This window comes from Lapidilactobacillus mulanensis (assembly GCF_003946215.1).
GTDB lineage: Bacteria > Bacillota > Bacilli > Lactobacillales > Lactobacillaceae > Lapidilactobacillus > Lapidilactobacillus mulanensis.
In genome coordinates this window covers 16908-30730 of the sequence record NZ_RHOW01000017.1, presented here as the reverse complement: position 1 = coordinate 30730, position 13823 = coordinate 16908, and the positions used below count along the sequence as shown (strand labels likewise).

The following is a 13823-nucleotide window of genomic DNA, read 5'->3' as shown; positions in this document are numbered from 1 at the left end:
TAAAAAGGAACTCACTATGAAGAGTGCAACAGAAATTTTCGAACAAATTCGTCAAGATCCACAAAATCGTGACTATGAACAAGCCGGCATCTTGCCGCTTTATCAAATCGAACCGACGGCTAAAATTTTGTTGATCAGTCAAGCACCGAGTCGCAAAGCACAGGAATCGATGGTTTTTTGGAACGATCCTAGTGGCGACCGATTACGCGATTGGATGGGCTTGACCAAGGCCGAATTTTATCAGCCGGGAAAAATTGCCGTGATGCCGTTGGACTTTTATTATCCAGGCAAGGGTGCTCACGGCGACTTGCCACCACGCAAGGGTTTCGCAGAAAAATGGCACCAACCGCTTTTGCAGCTGATGCCTAATGTGGAACTGACCTTGTTGATCGGCCAGTATGCGCAGAAATATTATTTGCAAAAACGACGACAAAAAACGCTCACGGAAACCGTACAAAACTTTTCGGATTATTTGCCCGATTATTTTCCGTTAGTTCATCCGTCACCTTTGAATTATGGCTGGATGCACCAACATCCTTGGTTTGAAACCGATGTGGTGCCAGCTTTGCGGATGCAAGTTCAGCGTTTGATGAAATAAGTAGCGATCAGGATAGGATGAGTGTAATGAATACGATCACAGTTGTGGGTAGCATTAATCAGGACACCACTTTATATGTTCAAGCGATGCCCAAGCCCGGCGAAACGATCAGGATCAATAAAATGGTCGTTTCTGGTGGCGGCAAGGGTGCTAATCAGGCGATCGCCGCGCAACGATTGGGCGCCAAGACGGCCTTTATCGGTGCGGTGGGTGCTGATCATGCCGGCGAAGGAATGCTGGCGTTATTGCGCAAGGAATCGATCGACGTGGCGGGTGTCGCGGTGCTCGCGCAAGAGACGACGGGACAAGCATTTATCAGCGTGGATGCGCATGGCGAAAATAGTATTATGATCAACGCCGGCGCCAATACTAAGTTTGACGCTGCCCACGTCCGCAAATATCGACATGCAATCAAAAACAGCGACTTCGTGATCGTCGAATTTGAAAGTCCAGTTGCAGATAGTGTGGCAGCTTTCGAAATTGCGCATAAGGCCGGTGTCAAAACTATTTTGAATCCCGCACCAGCCTTGAAAGAAATTCCCACCGAATTATTAGCGCTGACGGATCTGATCGTCCCCAACGAAACGGAAACGGAAATTTTGACGGGCATTAAAGTTACGGACGAAAAAAGTATGACGCAAGCAGCAGCCAAGTTGATCAGTTTCGGTGTTGGGACAGTGGTGATCACATTAGGCAGTCGCGGGGTTTATTATCACGTGGGCAATCAAAGTGGTCTCATTCCAGCATTGAAAGTTAAGGCAGTGGACACCACAGCAGCCGGCGATACTTTTATCGGCGCGGTGGCTAGTGTGCTCAGGCCTAATTTTGCCAACATCACCGAGGCGCTGACATATGGGAACCGTGCGTCAGCACTAACTGTGCAAAAATTAGGCGCGCAAAACGCGATCCCATTTAAACGCGACCTGGACTAAATAAATCTAGCAATACCCTCCTTGATAGCCGATCTGCGTTCCCCAGATCACAGATCGGTTGCTAAGGAAGGTATTTTTTTGACGACAAGGGCAAAGACGAGGTAGCCTAACAAACCGCCAATGGTGTTGAGAATCAAATCTGCAAAATCAAATACGCGATTGCTCAAATAGAAATAGCTCATCACCAATTGTGTGAGTTCGATCGATCCGCTGACTAGAAAAGACAGGTGGAATGCCCGATACCAGCCACTGTAAAGCGATTTGCGATTCGCTGTGGCAATCCGCTTTCGGGTAAGATCACGCGGACGATTCAGGAGGCTAGTTAAAAAAGTTAGGGGCATGAACAGCAGAAGATTACCGATAATTTGTGTTTTCTGCCAGTTGAAAATATCCAAGATGTTAACGCTGATCACCATTTGTTGCCCCAAGCCATGCTGATAGACAGCACTATTAGGCGCGAAAAGATTGATGGGGAAAATCGTCAACGACAGTAAAACGCCGAGGTACAAAAAGAAGACGCCTAAAATAATTAAGTGAATGAAGCTGACGTTACGCGAACGCCGCCGAATGACCATGATCACGAAGATAATCAGTAACAGTGCGAATACGATGCCAGAATTTAACTGATCGTGCGGTTGATAGAGTTGATTGCCGATATGAATCATGGATGGGCCTCCATTTTCAAAGTTTGTTTTTACACAAGACAAGCGTATCAGAAATCAGCAAAAAAGCAATCATCCTCCTGAATGGTCGGTCAGGACAATAATTGCTTTTAAAGCAAGATGGTGCGTGGGCTATTTTCTCAAGTGTGGTCTGTTTTCGTCCAAGACATTCTTGGCCTCGTGTAAAACTGAATTGAGTAATTGACCGGTGACGTGGCGCCACTGCTGCCGTGTTTCGTGCTTGGTGTTCAATAATTCCGGTGCCAATAACTTTAGTGTGCTACGCCAACTCGTCGTGAAATCATCGATCCGTTGATATTTAGTCGCCGCGAATAAGGCGTAAAGTGAGTCAAGAAATTCTTGCTTGGTGGCATCATCCAAATTGTCCAGCCAACCCGCCACAGAATGCTGCGTGAATTGTGAAAGGTGACTGGGAGTGGCGACCAATTCAAATTTGCGATCCTGAATTTGCCAAGTGTAAGGATCGTGTTGTTTGATGCCGGTCGCATTACTTTTAACGACTTGATAATCTAGTCCTGGTTCTAACAAGAGACCGATGATCGAGGCCTCGGGAATAAACTTGTGGATCTTCTGTTTGATTTGTGGCGACAATGGCGTTTTTAAGCCGGGGCCGTCAGCACTATAGGCGCTCACGATCGCATCTTGTAGCGCGCCGCGACTGTGGGCCACGACATAACTCGCGAGGTTGCCGCCTTTGGAATGACCGCCTAAATAATAACGGCCAGGAAATTCGCGGGCAGCTTTATCATAATAGCGTTGCGCAGTGCGTTGGGACGGAATGGTGTCGAGGAAAGTCATATTGAAATCTTCCTTCCAGTCCATCAAAGTCGCCGTGGTTCCGCGGAAGGCAATATAGTAGCGGTGCGGCGCAAAAGTTAGTGTGACGGCGCTGAACTGTTCTTCGACGGCAACGTTGGTGTGTTGGACCCAATTCGACCACCTTAATTGTTGATAACGGCGGCTTTGGCGTAGCGCCAATAATAACGCGTAGTTGGCGGCTGGATTCCACGTTTGCGCAACCGATTTTTCTAAAAGAGTCACGGAATCGATTTGAGAAAATTGCCGTTGGGGTTGTTGCTGCAGAATATTATAGTCAACGTACGCCAGCTGCGCCAAAATAACCCCATCGAGTTCATTGAAAGGTAATTGTGCGAAGGTCATATTTTGATATTCAGTCACGTAAGTCAGCATATTTGTCATTGGTCAGTTCACCTCGAGCGAACGCGGATTTGCCCTAAGTATAACGGATAAGCCGTCAGTTGTGAACGAAAAAGTTTAACACCCAGAGCAGCGAATTCTTGCGAGAAAAATCAAAGTTGCAAGTGGCGTGGTTGCGGCTGGAGCCATTTTTTCACCGTTGGTCGATGTGTGAGCAAAACGGGGATCAATAAGACGAGCGCTAACATGCCGGAAGCTGGAAAACCCCAGAGTCCAGAAGTGACGTCCATGATTCCGCCGACGTATAAACTGCCGACAGGTGTGGTGCCTTGATTCAGCAAAACGTAAACGCTCATGACCCGCCCGCGTAATTCGTCGGGGATGCTGAATTGGAAGGCCGCGTTGGATTGGTTCAAGAAAACCATATTACAAAAACCGATGGCGACCATCATCACCATTGCCAAACCATAACTGTGAACGAATAACATCGCCGATTGCAAAATCGCGGTACCGGCTGCGACCACCAAATAAATATTGCGTTGTAAACCAAAGCGCGATAAATAACTCATCAGAAATGCGGCGATCAAAGAACCGATACCGGTTGCGGAGAGCAAGTTGGCATAAGTTTGGGCGCCAGAATGTAGGACAGTTTTGGCAAAGATCGGAATAATCACGTTGTTGTTATAGCACAGCGTACAAATAATGATCATCAATTCCGCACTTAAGCGAATTTCAGCATGCTGCCAAACGTAAGCGAGGCCATCTTTGACGTCGACGATAATATTTTTGTGTGAATGGGACGCGACGGCATTGGTCTGCTTGATCAGAAATAAGCCGAGTAAAACGGCCAGGTAACTGATGGCGTCGACCATGAAACAGAAGCTGACGCTGAATTGAACCATCAATAAACCGGCCAGAGAAGGACCGGCAATTTTTGCCAAATTGAAAATCGTTGAGTTCAAGGAAATGCCGTTCATTAAATCTTTGTGACCGACTAATTCGACCACGAAGGATTGGCGTGTGGGCGTGTCGAAGCTCTGCAAAGCGCCATAGCCGATCGCGATCAACAACACTTGCCAATACTGAACAATTTTAAAGTAGACGATCAGGGTCATGATCACGCCTAAGACTAGAAATCCGGCTTGGGTGATCATCAAGATCCGCCGTTTCGGATAACGATCGATCAAGGAGCCGGCAAATAAGGTGAAAATTAAAATGGGCGCAAACTGGCAAGCCGACAGCACACCAACTAATAACGCCGATTTGGTCATCGAATAAACAAGCCAGGTCTGCGCAGTCCGCTGCACCCAAGTTCCCATCACCGAAACGCATTGACCGAGCCAGAAATATCTGAAGTTTTTAGAGTGTAACGACGAAAAAGTCGTACGTAGAACGTTCATAATGAGCCCCACCTTGAAGGTCATAGGGAAATTGCCGTTGTGCATGTCAGGCAACTTGTCGATTTTAACCAAGCAGGTTGCCGTTTCGTGCCGATTTTCGGAATGATCTCATAATTATACTGTTAAAATTAATATTAGACTTTGCAGCAAAGATGTCAATGATTTGAGTGTGTTAAAAGGGGATTGGGGGAAATGGAAAAGGCCGTGAACCACATGCAAAAAAATGCATGTGGTTCACGGCCTTTCACAACATAATTGTGTTTGCAGCCATTGAAAGTTGCGGTTAACTTGAGTCATCCTGAAATCAAAAAGCAGATTTTAGGATGACTCAGAGTTAATCCTCACTTTCAACCCATGGCTGCTCACAACTTGAATTGTGTTCGGTGGCACTGAAATTAAGTGCCACCTCACAACTTGTCTTTAATCATGCAGCTGGAACTGTAATTTCATCTTGGGTTCGCCGAATGCGAGCATTTGGCCTAGTAGGTGATTGGCGTTCTTCTGGTAGAGTGCTGCCATTTGGCCGTTAATGCCCTCTAGGTAAGCTTCTACATCTGGTTGTGACTCATAAGCAGCGTCGGCTTCAATTTGCAAGTGGCGGCATGCTGCGACCGTATTTTGTTCGAAGATATTTTCTTCGTCTTCGTATAGATCGAAATCAGCATCACCGATCAAGGCGAGAATGTTGGATAGCCAGTAAATATTGTTGGGATCCAATTCCATACCGGTATTTTTGTAATTAACTGGCGTGTCTTTGACGTTGGCGTAGAAAGGAACTACCGCGTTGAACGTGTTGGGACCAAATGCGAGCCAGTGAATTCCGGCAATGGCTGCAGGAACATCGTTGCGAATTTGCAAGATGTGTAATTCCTGGTTGCGATTAATGCCGATTGGCCGCAATAGTTTCTTTTCTTCGTCGGTGCCCAAAGTGCCGTAAGCATCATAAACGGTATTTTGATAATGTGAACTCAGAACCCACTTCACATCTTCGATACTGATTTTTTTGTTGGTGCGGCAAATGAAAGGCAAGTCCTGATCGAAAGGACTGTTTTCAATCTCGGAGTTGAAATACTTCTGACCGTACCAAGCGCGGGGATTGTTGTAACGAGAGTCTTTGATCGTGGCACTGCCAAAAATATGGCGCAAATTAACTTGGTCGCGGTCTGGATTCAAGTGGTATTTTTCAATTAATTCTGGGAGATCGGCTGAAAATAGCGTATCATCGGAATCAAAATCGAATTGATCGATGTTCAAACGGTTGGGTGCGACAACATAGGCATCATCGGGAACGCGGATGGCTGCCCAGTGGTGGCCTGCAATCGACTCGAAATACCAGACTTCATCTTTGTCGGAGAAACAAATACCATTGGTTTCATAAGTGCCGTACTTTTCCAGTAAGGCGCCCAAACGTTTGACACCTTCGCGTGCAGAGTGGATGTAAGGCAGCGTTATAACGACGAAATCTTCTTCGCCAATGCCGTCGTCAGTTAAAGGATCGACGCCGAGGATGCGGGCGTTAGTCGTGATCGTTTCCGTCGCCGTCATAGCGACGTTTTCTGAATTAATTCCGGCAGCTGCCCAGATTCCGGTGTCGCCGCTAGCATCTGGTGTGGACGTATAACGCAGTGGATTGTCGGGTAGCTCCATTTTTGCGGGGCTTAAAACTGACTGGTAATGTTTTGGTTGGTCTTCTGGATTAACCACGACGAATTTTTCTGGGTTGAGTGGGCCGGGGCCGTCCTCATTACGAGCAATCATTGTGGAGCCGTCAATTGTGGCGTTTTTGCCGACGAGGATCGTCGTACAAGAACCGTGATAACGTTTTGTCATGTGATCATTCCTATCCTTAATGTTTCAAACAATTATGTTTAATCATTATTGTAGGTCAACTTTCATGAAAAATAAAGAATGCAAAAGAAAATAGACTGTGGTCTAATAAGATTAACAATTAATGCAGGGCGGGGGGAGAATCGACGGATGCAAACAAAATTAATTATTATTCGCGGAAATTCTGGCAGCGGCAAAACAACGACAGCCAGAATTTTGCATCGAAAATTAGGCAGCGGGACTTTATTAGTCTCACAAGATGTGGTGCGGCGAGAAATATTGCAAGTCAAAGATACGGCGCACAATTTGTCAGTCGATCTTATCGGTCAGATTGCGGGGTATGGATTTGGAAAATGTGAAGTCGTTATCGTCGAAGGAATTTTGGCAGAGGACCGTTATGGCGTTATGCTTCGTGAATTGATTGCTAAGTTTACGCCACACGTCGCGGTTTATTACTATGATTTGACCTTTGAAGAAACTTTAAATCGCAATCAAAAAAAGCAATCAGGATTTGGACGTGAAACAATGCAACGTTGGTTTCTACCACACGATTATTTAAATGTACCGGAAGAACATCTGCTTACCGATGAAATGACGCTGGTCCAGCAAGATGTGGTCACGAAAATTTTAGCGGATATTGAGCGTCTATGAAATGGCGCAGGTTAATAGCGGTAATCGGCATTTTTAAAACAGAGAAGGAGGGCGACCAATGCCAGAACGGAAACTAACCAAACGCGACTACCTTGTGATCAGTTCGATGTTATTTGCCTTGTTTTTCGGCGCCGGGAATTTAATTTTCCCGATCCATTTAGGACAGTTGGCTGGTAATCAGTGGCTGCCTGCTGTGCTCGGCTTTTTGACGACTGCCGTTTTTCTGCCGCTTTTGTCAGTCCTCGCGATCAGCGTAACGCATTCCGATGGCGTTTATGATATCGGCCGACCGGTGGGCGCAAAATTCGCACTGATATTCATGGTGTTGATCCAAGCGACGATCGGTCCGCTGTTCGGCACGCCACGAACGGCGACGGTTTCCTACACCGTTGGAATCGCGCCCTTAATTCCCGCGCGCTATCAAGCTATGGGGCTCTTGATTTTTACAGCCCTATTTTTCGGTACGGCATTCTTTTTCGCACGTAAACAAAATAAAATCATTTCCAGCGTCGGCAAAATTTTAAATCCCCTGTTTTTGATTTTGCTATTTGTGGTTTTCTTCATCGCGTTTATGAATCCAATGGGAGATCCGGCCACGGTTAAAGCAACGGCTGATTATACCAGTGGTGCTTTTATCAACGGCTTTCTGCAGGGCTACAATACGATGGACGCGCTGGGGGGATTGGCGTTTGGTGTGACCATTGTAACCACAATCAAGATGCTGGGAAAAACTAAAGATTCAGAAATCGCGTTGATCACTGCCCGTTCCGGCGTCATTGCGATGGGAGCTGAAGCCGTCATTTACGTGGCGCTCGTGTTGATCGGGGCAATGTCACTCGGCACTTTTAAACTTTCAGCGGATGGTGGCGTTGCCTTTAGCCAAATGGTCACCCATTATTCGGGCGTTGCTGGGCAGGCGCTGTTGGCAACTTTGATCGTCTTGACTTGTTTAACGACCGCAATTGGGTTGTTGGCGGCGTTCGCGCAAGATTTCCACAAGCATTTCCCTAAAGTCAGTTATCCGACCTGGTTGTTGGTGACCAGCGTTCTATCGTTTCTTTTTGCTAATCTCGGATTGACTAAGATCATTGCTTGGTCGCTCCCAATTTTAATGCTGCTGTATCCGATCGCAATGGTTTTGATCGTTCTGGCGGTAACTTCGCCACTTTTCAAAAACGTGCGGATCGTTTATCAAGTAGCGATCACCCTGACAATTATTCCGGCGGTTTTAGATATGATCTCAGCTTTTCCAGCGGTAATCAGTCAAAGTGGCTTTGGCGGCTGGGTCACGAAATTGCGAATGACTTATTTACCGCTAGCTGCCGTAGGATTGGATTGGGTGCCATTCGCGGTCGTCGGTGTTGCTTGTGGTTTACTGATTTATTTATATCAGCGCCGGAAAAAGTAAACGCCGACGAAGTCTTAAAATTATTTTCAAAAAGTCATTGACACGCTGAATAACTTGGCGTAAATTATAGACAACATTAAGAATTAATTAGACACAAATGAATCAATGATGAGAAGAGTAGTTAGTTAATAACTGGTAAAGAGAACCCGGTCGGTGAAAAAGGGGCAGTGAGCAACTAACGAAGATGAACTCAGAATGGTTTCAAGCAGTTCACGCTGTTTGAACGGGTGCGACCGTTAACTTGCCGGGTATCAGTAGGTACTTTTGAGATATTTTTCGTGAGAGAAATATGAATTTGGGTGGTAACGCGGTCGCAAAACCGTCCCTGTTTGTTGAAGCAATTCAGCAGCAGGGGCGGTTTTTTTATTTGGTCAGATTAATTCACATCAAACTTTGGAGGCAATATTATGAGCACAACAACTAAATTTACAGCGCGAACTAAATCACCATTTCGGTATGATATTGTGGGGAGTTTTCTACGACCAACTGAGTTAAAAGACGCTCGAGCGAAATTCACTGCTGGCAACATCACGCAGGCTGAATTAACTGCAGTTGAAGATCAAGAAATTATCAAACTGATCAAAAAAGAAGAGGCCGCAGGTTTGAAGGCAGTGACTGACGGCGAATTTCGGCGCAGTTGGTGGCATTTAGATTTCTTCTGGGGATTAACTGGCGTGGCATTCAAGAAACCAGAACACGGTTATTTTTTCCACGGCGAAGAAACGCGACAGGGTACGGTTACGGTCACAGGGAAAATCTCTGGCGAAAATCATCCGTTTGTTGCGGCCTTTAAATTTACGCAGGCGCATGTCAGTGCAGGCGTGCAAGTGAAGCAGACGATCCCAGCACCTGCACAATTGTTAGTCGAGTTGCTCAGCCCGAACAATATTGCTGAGGCGCGCAAATTCTATCCTAATACTGCAGACTTATTCCAAGCTGTTTCTGCCGCCTATCATCAAGTGATCTTGGATTTGTACGACGCCGGTGCGCGCACGATTCAATTGGACGACTGTACTTGGGGTATGCTCGTTTCCAAGACGTCGGAAAAATTCATCAACAGTTTCGGTGAAGGTGAGGCGGAAACGCTCGATGAATTGAAGGCTCTATATTTGAAGGTTAACAATGATGCCATCGCAGATCTGCCAGCCGATTTAACGATCAACACGCATATTTGTCGTGGTAATTATCACTCAACGTGGGCAGCTGCAGGCGGTTATGACACCGTTGCAACGCCGTTATTCGATCAAGAAAACGTCAATGCTTATTATTTAGAGTATGACAGCGACCGTTCTGGCGGCTTTGAACCCTTGAAAGCATTGACTGCAGGAAAATATGTAGTGCTAGGTTTATTAACGTCTAAAGACGGCAAGCTGGAAGATCGGCAAGTCATTATCGATCGGATTCACGAAGCTGCACAATATGTACCACTAGATCATCTCTGCTTGAGTACCCAATGTGGATTCGCTTCGACTGAAGAAGGAAATATTTTAACCGAAGCAGATCAGTGGGCAAAAATCGCCCTGGTTAAATCGATTGCGGAAGAAGTTTGGGGATAGATCAGGAAGTCCGGTTAAGTTTCAAATCAAATAAAAATTCTGGAGGTCTCATGACCTTCAGAATTTTTTATATCGTCATTTCTTTTAATCGAGTGACACCAGCTAGGATCGAGTCCTTTGAAAAGTTACCAGTTGCGAGATCAGCTGGTGAGAATTCGTTGAGCGTGCTGTAGAACCAGAGGCCAAGTTTGAAAAAGTCATCCGGCAATAGTGCATACCGTAAATCAAATAATCTTTCTGCAGCGTCGCTATAACGCTTGGTGTCGATTAAATGCTGGAGTTCGGCCTGGTGCGGTATTTCTTGAGCGTCTTTTTGCGGGAAAACGATTTGTGTTGAGGCCCCACTTTTCTCATGTGAGAGCATATAGCCTAACCCCTCTGCAAAGGCTCTGATTTGACGTGTGAGCCAATCTGATTCCTCTTGCATATAAAAGCTCCTTTCAAGCTAGATTCGGTCTTGCGTGCACTTGGCTGACCGGGTTGTCGCAATTATCAGCGTATTTTTCGCTCGCGTGCCATTACGTTTTCATGATTTGAATGCCAATTCAATTTAGCTATGTTCTAAGGCCTCAACCGCCAAAAAAGTAACGGCTAACATGCCCACTTGGAAAATGACTTGACTGATCTCGATGTTGAGGTTGCCGTAAAAGATCGTGGCTATTAGGCCGACAACACTCAACACGAGCAGGGTCACCTGTGAGTGCAAAATCGAGCGCATCAATGGCAGACTATTGTGATTGTATGCATCTTTTCGCTGCCAATCAATCCCGACTTGAAGCTGTTTTAAGATACGGTAAACAATGATGAGCGAAATGAGTTCGAGTATAAAGCTAGCGAGCATGCCTAAGAATTGAAAACCCGTCAGTTCTTTAATATTGCGCGCAATAATGGGAAGATCGATATTTTCGATATTAACATAGCCGGACAAGGCGTCAGGACCGGACGCTAAAAAGGCCCAAGTTAAACGCCCGGCTAAATAGAGAAAAATCAGAATTCCAACGATTGTCAGAATGCGAGCGATCCGCAATAACCAAATGAGAAGTTTAGCAAATTTTTCAGTCGACATTTTTTTCTTCATCATCAACACCGCCTTAATTAAAATTGAGTGAACTGATTACTATATGGTCAATCTTAACATGAATGTAAAAAAATAAAAGCCTTTTTAAGGGCTAAAAGTGAAATTGATCTTAAATCTAAGAGCACGCGCATTGGCCGACAAATATGCTATAAATAGCTGATACTTTTTTACTAACACAGCTATTTGTGATATTATATTCTAAACGAATCAGAAGGTGGATTGGGTGAAGAGAACTTCTAAAGTACGTTTACTGATCAGCCTCGTTGTTGGCATTCTAGTCGGAATCGCTTCCGTTTTTATCCAACCGCTCCAAGGCGTGGCGGATGGCTCGACCGAAAGTTTTTACGTTGCTAGTTTCGGTAGACCGTTTTACTGGTTGACGGCAACTTCTAGTGACCTTTTTCAAGCGCGCTTCTTTTCCGTGTTTACCACGACGGGAGTCACAACTGATTTTGATCCGGTGAAATTGAGCTTAAGTCTACTTTTTTGGATCTGCATTGTTTACTTATTAGTTGCGATCGGTCAAAAAATTCATCAGAAAATAAAACAATAGGCTGAAAATCGGTCACATCTGACCGATTGCCGGTTTATTTGGAGTCGCGTCTTTTATCGGGCCGAAATCTTTGCTATGCTAATTAAGTAGTGTGGAAAGGATGTTGATGATGAAAAAAGTGAAACGAATTCTGTGGCCGCTTTTAATTGCGCTCGTGGTTCTGATCGCGGGTGGGATCGTCTATTTGAAAGCGACGGCCTACCAGCCGACCACCGCTGCGAAAACCGCAGAAAAATCTGCGCAGTCCACCACAAATAGTCTTTATTTTCCTAGTGACGATCATCAGAAACCGCTGGTAGTCTTCTATCCTGGCGCATTGGTCACGCCGGCAAGCTACAGTATTTGGGCGCAACAGGTTGCAGCCGCCGGTTATCCAGTTTATATTGCCAAATTTCCGTTGAATTTAGCGGTGCTTTCACCTAACGTGGCGACAAAAATTTTGAACGGCAGCAAACGCGATTACGTAATCGGCGGTCATTCTTTAGGCGGCGTTATGGCCAGTCGCTATGCTAAAAATCATGACGATCAGCAACTCAAGGGTGTTTTCTACATGGCCAGCTATCCCGACGAAAAAGGCCGGCTAGATCAAACAAAGCTGCCGGTTTTATCCTTGACCGCCAGCCGCGATGGGGTTTTGAATTGGTCGAATTATGAAAAAGCCAAAAAATATCTGCCCACAACAACCAACTATCAACAAATTAAAGGTGGCAATCATGGCGGCTTCGGCAGTTATGGTCAGCAAAAAGGCGACCACTCAGCCATGATCACAAATGCTGCACAACAAAAACAAGTTGCGCAGGATTTGATTGCGTGGTTAAATCAACTCAACCAATAAGCAAAGCGTTATTTGCGGCCTCGAGCTTAAATATTGTCTAATTCCCTAATCGGCATATACTGTGCTTGTTAGATAGTGACAACTCAATGAATTGCCAGTGTTATTTAGCAGAGTTGGAGGTCAGGTCAATGATTAAAGTGGCGCTCGTTTTCCTCGCGGCAAGTTTAGGGTTATATTTCACGGCGGGCGGATTTGCCGTAAACATTGGCAGTTTGATCAGGCTTCATCGCCAATCGAAACTATCCTACCGTCAGTTAGTTAAGCAGCTCGTCAAAAAATAACCGAAAAAAGTCGCCCACTGAAATTCTTTTCAAGGGGTGATTTTTTTGGTCCTAACAACAGTTTAAATTCAGGCAATCTGTTTTTTATCCGCTTTTTTAATGTGATCGCGAACTAAATAGCTCAAAACAATTAATAAGATCCAAATAATCAGGTCGGAATTAAGATCGAAGACGCGATTCAACATAATGCTATCAACATACAGCACGCTGTCGCCGGCGTTCATCGGATCATTTGCCAGCGAAGTTATTAGTCCCGGCAACAAAGCAAAGTTAAAGAGACTGAGCGCGATTCCGGTGATGCCTGCAGCAAATAAACGATGGGCATTCTTTTCTGTAAAAGATTGGCCGTGGTAAATGCTGACCAGAATTCGACTGATCAAAGCAGCCGCGACCAACCATTTCAGCGATTTGAAAATAGACACAACAATCAAATTAAGCTTCATGGCGGATGTCACGGGTGCGGTGATGGTCGCATCGATGAAATTGATGAAATAGCTGCCGAACCAGCCCAGTGAGGTTGTTTTTACAACATGATTATTGACAACGTTACCCAGCAAAATATTCTGGTAGGTTCTGTCGTTGACCAGAACGGTGTGAATACGCACCGCGCCCAATCCAGTCATGAAGATACCGATGACGAGGTAGGAAACAACGCCAATGATCATAATTTGTCCAAGTATCGCGATAATTTGATTGTCTTTCAATTTCATCGTCGTCAACCTCTTTGGGATAAGTCTATACTAAAATGATTATGCCTTCACAACATCAGATAAAAGTTTAAAGTCAAGCACTTGTAATTGGCGAAAAGACAAAGGTTAGCAATTATGGCTCTCCGATAATTTCAGCGTCGGTGATACGATCAA

General features: G+C 45.4%; 15 protein-coding genes. 8 read left to right on the top strand and 7 right to left on the bottom strand.

Annotated elements, in window-relative coordinates; translation table 11 throughout:
• Nucleotides 1-16 precede the first annotated feature (16 nt).
• Both EKM67_RS05850 and rbsK read left to right on the top strand, forming a co-directional pair.
• Nucleotides 17-598: a uracil-DNA glycosylase family protein gene (locus EKM67_RS05850; protein WP_125578096.1), complete on the top strand. Its 582-nt coding sequence runs from the start codon at nt 17-19 to the stop codon at nt 596-598.
• 26 nt (nt 599-624) lie between these two features.
• The gene (rbsK, locus tag EKM67_RS05845) at nt 625-1530 is read left to right on the top strand and encodes a ribokinase (protein ID WP_125578095.1); all 906 of its coding nucleotides are present in this window, start codon (nt 625-627) and stop codon (nt 1528-1530) included.
• 47 nt (nt 1531-1577) lie between these two features.
• Here the strand turns inward: rbsK and EKM67_RS05840 are convergent, their stop codons facing one another.
• The 4 genes from EKM67_RS05840 to EKM67_RS05825 all read right to left on the bottom strand — a co-directional run bounded on the left by EKM67_RS05840 (nt 1578) and on the right by EKM67_RS05825 (nt 6601).
• Nucleotides 1578-2195, bottom strand: coding sequence for a VanZ family protein (locus EKM67_RS05840; RefSeq protein WP_125578094.1), 618 nt, complete (start codon nt 2193-2195; stop codon nt 1578-1580).
• Between the two features lie 129 nt (nt 2196-2324).
• Entirely contained in the window at nt 2325-3413 is a 1089-nt protein-coding gene (locus tag EKM67_RS05835; protein WP_125578093.1) for an Mbeg1-like protein, read from the bottom strand.
• A 110-nt stretch (nt 3414-3523) separates the two neighbouring features.
• Nucleotides 3524-4771, bottom strand: coding sequence for an MFS transporter (locus tag EKM67_RS05830; RefSeq protein ID WP_125578092.1), 1248 nt, complete (start codon nt 4769-4771; stop codon nt 3524-3526).
• A 420-nt stretch (nt 4772-5191) separates the two neighbouring features.
• A complete protein-coding gene (locus tag EKM67_RS05825) occupies nt 5192-6601 on the bottom strand; it encodes a C69 family dipeptidase (RefSeq protein ID WP_125578091.1) in 1410 nt (469 codons plus the stop codon).
• 147 nt (nt 6602-6748) lie between these two features.
• Between EKM67_RS05825 and EKM67_RS05820 the strand changes: the two genes are divergently transcribed.
• The 3 genes from EKM67_RS05820 to EKM67_RS05810 all read left to right on the top strand — a co-directional run bounded on the left by EKM67_RS05820 (nt 6749) and on the right by EKM67_RS05810 (nt 10213).
• Nucleotides 6749-7249: a kinase gene (locus EKM67_RS05820; RefSeq protein ID WP_125578090.1), complete on the top strand. Its 501-nt coding sequence runs from the start codon at nt 6749-6751 to the stop codon at nt 7247-7249.
• Between the two features lie 58 nt (nt 7250-7307).
• Nucleotides 7308-8657 (top strand): branched-chain amino acid transport system II carrier protein, encoded by a 1350-nt coding sequence (gene brnQ / locus EKM67_RS05815; protein WP_125578089.1) that lies wholly within the window; start codon nt 7308-7310, stop codon nt 8655-8657.
• A 407-nt stretch (nt 8658-9064) separates the two neighbouring features.
• Nucleotides 9065-10213, top strand: coding sequence for a 5-methyltetrahydropteroyltriglutamate--homocysteine S-methyltransferase (locus EKM67_RS05810; RefSeq protein ID WP_125578088.1), 1149 nt, complete (start codon nt 9065-9067; stop codon nt 10211-10213).
• Nucleotides 10214-10280: 67 nt separating this feature from the next.
• Here the strand turns inward: EKM67_RS05810 and EKM67_RS05805 are convergent, their stop codons facing one another.
• Nucleotides 10281-10640 carry a DUF6483 family protein gene (locus EKM67_RS05805; RefSeq protein WP_125578087.1) on the bottom strand — a complete coding sequence of 120 codons (360 nt, stop codon included), beginning with the start codon at nt 10638-10640 and terminating at the stop codon, nt 10281-10283.
• A 123-nt stretch (nt 10641-10763) separates the two neighbouring features.
• Nucleotides 10764-11294, bottom strand: coding sequence for a hypothetical protein (locus tag EKM67_RS05800; protein ID WP_125578086.1), 531 nt, complete (start codon nt 11292-11294; stop codon nt 10764-10766).
• A 220-nt stretch (nt 11295-11514) separates the two neighbouring features.
• On the opposite strand from EKM67_RS05800, the gene EKM67_RS05795 reads away from it, so the two are divergent.
• The 3 genes from EKM67_RS05795 to EKM67_RS10775 all read left to right on the top strand — a co-directional run bounded on the left by EKM67_RS05795 (nt 11515) and on the right by EKM67_RS10775 (nt 12960).
• The gene (locus EKM67_RS05795) at nt 11515-11844 is read left to right on the top strand and encodes a hypothetical protein (RefSeq protein ID WP_125578085.1); all 330 of its coding nucleotides are present in this window, start codon (nt 11515-11517) and stop codon (nt 11842-11844) included.
• 109 nt (nt 11845-11953) lie between these two features.
• Nucleotides 11954-12679: an alpha/beta hydrolase gene (locus EKM67_RS05790; protein ID WP_125578084.1), complete on the top strand. Its 726-nt coding sequence runs from the start codon at nt 11954-11956 to the stop codon at nt 12677-12679.
• 128 nt (nt 12680-12807) lie between these two features.
• Entirely contained in the window at nt 12808-12960 is a 153-nt protein-coding gene (locus EKM67_RS10775; protein WP_164506584.1) for a hypothetical protein, read from the top strand.
• A 68-nt stretch (nt 12961-13028) separates the two neighbouring features.
• Here EKM67_RS10775 and EKM67_RS05785 read toward each other — a convergent pair whose 3' ends face one another.
• On the bottom strand, nt 13029-13670 hold the full coding sequence (locus EKM67_RS05785) for a hypothetical protein (protein ID WP_125578083.1): 642 nt from the start codon (nt 13668-13670) through the stop codon (nt 13029-13031).
• Nucleotides 13671-13823: the final 153 nt, after the last annotated feature.

Excerpts from the sequence above, each read along its gene's own strand:
- EKM67_RS05800 (WP_125578086.1), bottom strand. The coding sequence starts at position 11,294 with ATGATGAAGAAAAAAATGTCGACTGAAAAATTTGCTAAACTTCTCATT.
- EKM67_RS10775 (WP_164506584.1), top strand. The coding sequence starts at position 12,808 with ATGATTAAAGTGGCGCTCGTTTTCCTCGCGGCAAGTTTAGGGTTATAT.
- EKM67_RS05850 (WP_125578096.1), top strand. The coding sequence starts at position 17 with ATGAAGAGTGCAACAGAAATTTTCGAACAAATTCGTCAAGATCCACAA.
- EKM67_RS05840 (WP_125578094.1), bottom strand. The coding sequence starts at position 2,195 with ATGATTCATATCGGCAATCAACTCTATCAACCGCACGATCAGTTAAAT.
- rbsK (WP_125578095.1), top strand. The coding sequence starts at position 625 with ATGAATACGATCACAGTTGTGGGTAGCATTAATCAGGACACCACTTTA.
- EKM67_RS05825 (WP_125578091.1), bottom strand. The coding sequence starts at position 6,601 with ATGACAAAACGTTATCACGGTTCTTGTACGACGATCCTCGTCGGCAAA.
- EKM67_RS05835 (WP_125578093.1), bottom strand. The coding sequence starts at position 3,413 with ATGACAAATATGCTGACTTACGTGACTGAATATCAAAATATGACCTTC.
- EKM67_RS05785 (WP_125578083.1), bottom strand. The coding sequence starts at position 13,670 with ATGAAATTGAAAGACAATCAAATTATCGCGATACTTGGACAAATTATG.
- EKM67_RS05790 (WP_125578084.1), top strand. The coding sequence starts at position 11,954 with ATGAAAAAAGTGAAACGAATTCTGTGGCCGCTTTTAATTGCGCTCGTG.
- EKM67_RS05830 (WP_125578092.1), bottom strand. The coding sequence starts at position 4,771 with ATGAACGTTCTACGTACGACTTTTTCGTCGTTACACTCTAAAAACTTC.
- EKM67_RS05820 (WP_125578090.1), top strand. The coding sequence starts at position 6,749 with ATGCAAACAAAATTAATTATTATTCGCGGAAATTCTGGCAGCGGCAAA.
- brnQ (WP_125578089.1), top strand. The coding sequence starts at position 7,308 with ATGCCAGAACGGAAACTAACCAAACGCGACTACCTTGTGATCAGTTCG.
- EKM67_RS05805 (WP_125578087.1), bottom strand. The coding sequence starts at position 10,640 with ATGCAAGAGGAATCAGATTGGCTCACACGTCAAATCAGAGCCTTTGCA.
- EKM67_RS05810 (WP_125578088.1), top strand. The coding sequence starts at position 9,065 with ATGAGCACAACAACTAAATTTACAGCGCGAACTAAATCACCATTTCGG.